A 2,526-nucleotide genomic window follows, 5' to 3' on the forward strand; every position below is an offset into this window, starting at 1 on the left:
GTAATGCATCTCGAATTTTTCGCTCGCAATGGCCAACCGCTCAGCCATACACAGAATGGGCGTGACACCGATACCGCCCGCCAACAGAACGCTGTGCTTTGCCGCATGCGAGAGGGCGAAATGGTTCTTGGGCACGCTGATGCGCAGCAGGTCTCCCTCTTGAACGATCTCATGCATCGCCCTTGACCCACCCCGCGACTTCGGGTCCTTAAGAACACCGATTAGATAGCGATGGCGCTCGGAAGAATCGTTGCACAGTGAGTATTGCCTTGTGACTCCACCCGGAATCTGGACGTCGATATGTGAGCCTGCCGAGAAAGCCGGCAATGCCTGCTGTGGGTCCGCACTAGCCAGCTCCAACACGCAGATGTCAACAGCTTCGGTCCATTTGCGCGCCACTTGCACGGTTAGATTTAGCTCACTCATGGCGAGGAGTCTGAAACCGAATCCACTCCACGAGCCGACTTGGCTTCTTTTGCAAGAAGTTCCTCGAGAACTCGCTTCATGCGGACGGGACCGCTGTCGACATTGAACAGGACCGGCTTGCGTTTGAGCAGCTCCTCGATGCCCAACATGTCTTGCATCGCCTCCATCATGGGTTCGTCCTGTCCCTGAAACGCATGCAATCTCAGCTTGGCGATTTCGGCCTCAAACTCCTGGTCCGCTTCGCTAATCGGCTTGCGAACGATGCCCACGTGATAGTGCGTGGTCGTTTCGGTCTCGGCTGCCAGGATGTGGATGCCCATGTAGCCCGCCCCATCTTCCCGGGTATCCCCCGGCGCATGGCAACCAACATCGAGCAGAAAGCACGATGGTGGATCCCAGCGCATGATGTTCCAGAAGTCCACGTTCTTTTTGTCACGACGGAACATTAGATCGAAGACCTGCGGCACCGGAACATCACGCGACCAGCGCTCGCAACTTACAGTTCGGCCGTCCTGCCTGACTTTGATCTCGGCATTCGCATGCTCCGGCGTGGCCAGCAATCCCGCATGCAGAAAGGATGCATGACTTAGATCCATGACGTTATTCGAGATCAACTCGACATTCACGTTCATCGTGAAATGGTCACGGTGACGGGACAGGCCATCGCCGTCCACCATGACAGAGAAATCGGGGATCAGACTCTCATCAGGCGGCTGGTCGCCCATCCAGACCCACAGCATCGTGTGCTTTTCGACAACCGGGTAGGTCGGCACTTTCATTGCCTCTGGAATAGCGCCCGGGGTGTTTGGATTGTGCACACACTGGCCCTCAGTGTTGAACTCGAGGCCGTGGTAGCCGCAGCGAATGCGGTCGCCCGTCTTGCAGCCGAGGTGCAATGGCGCGAACCGGTGCGGGCACACATTCGACATGACAACCGGTGTTCCGTCCTCCCGCCTTGTGAAAAGCAATGGCTCGTTGATGATCTTGCGATAAAGCAAGGTCTCGGAGGTGATGTCCTTTGCCCAAGATCCCGCATACCAGGCATTTCGTAAAAATTTCATCTTCAATCCTTCTGGCGTGACCTAACCGCCTCAACACCTGAACTAACACTCATATAGGAAACATTTCTGGTAGCCACCACAGAAAAAATTCATCACCAGGCAAATGCCCTCTTTGCCAGAACATGGGCTTGTGCATTGATTTCATGTGACTTCATACCGATCAGCCCCTGGGATTGACGCCGTCGAACGCATCTTGCAAAAGCGCACGAATCGCATCACGCTGCAGTGGTCGCGGGTTCCAGTAGGGGTTGGCGCATGCGATATCGGCAGCGCGATCCAGGTCTGCCTCACGCATGCCGATCTGACGCAGGGCTACCGGTGCGCCACATTCCGCAGCCAATTCACGCAGGCCCTGCGGAGCCGAGGACTGTCCCAAGGCGCTCGCAATACGATGCATGGCCTCGGGTGCGGCGACTTCGTTATAGGCAAGCACATGCGGCAGCATGACAGTGTGCGTTTCCGCATGCGGCAGATTGAAGCTGCCTCCAAGCGTGTGGCACAGCTTGTGATGCAGCGCCATCCCCACCGATCCGAGCACCGTGCCGCAGAGCCAAGCTCCATACTGCGCATTGCCACGCGCCTCCCGATTAGCCGGCTCCCTGACAATGATCGGTAGTGCAGAGGCGATTGCGCGTATGCCTTCTTGAGCCATCAGGCTCATGACGGGATTACGATCTTGCGCATACAAGCCCTCGGCTGCGTGCGCCATCGCGTTGAACGCACTCGTGACAGACATCCCGACGGGTAGCGAGAGGGTGAGCTCAGCGTCATACAGCACCGTCCGGGGCAGCACACGCATGTCAGTTCCCGTACGCTTCAGGCCTCCTTCCGTAACGCYGAAAATCGGTGTTACCTCACTGCCCGCATAAGTGGTCGGGATTGCAAGAATGGGAATCTGAAACTCCGGCGACGATTCCAGTGCAATCGCCTTTCCAAGGCCGATGGTGGATCCACCACCGATAGCGATCGCGCAGTCCGCACGCAATTGCCTGGCGACGGCAATTGCCTTCTTCGCAATTTCCACCGGAACATGCATGGC

At 57.1% G+C, this 2,526-nt stretch carries 3 protein-coding genes; all 3 read right to left on the reverse strand.

Annotation, left to right across the window (positions count from 1 at the left end):
• The coding region (locus AC1D0P_RS24490) for a ferredoxin reductase (protein WP_477679110.1) at positions 1-426 on the reverse strand (426 nt) is incomplete at its 3' end.
• Complete coding sequence (locus AC1D0P_RS24495; RefSeq protein WP_477679111.1) at positions 423-1,487, reverse strand: Rieske 2Fe-2S domain-containing protein; 1,065 nt, start codon at positions 1,485-1,487, stop codon at positions 423-425. The genes AC1D0P_RS24495 and AC1D0P_RS24490, both read right to left, overlap by 4 nt.
• A gap of 160 nt (positions 1,488-1,647) precedes the next feature.
• Positions 1,648-2,526: maleylacetate reductase (locus AC1D0P_RS24500; RefSeq protein ID WP_477679112.1), on the reverse strand; the 879-nt coding region annotated here is incomplete at its 5' end.

Source organism: Polaromonas sp. P1_G2 (assembly GCF_056405515.1).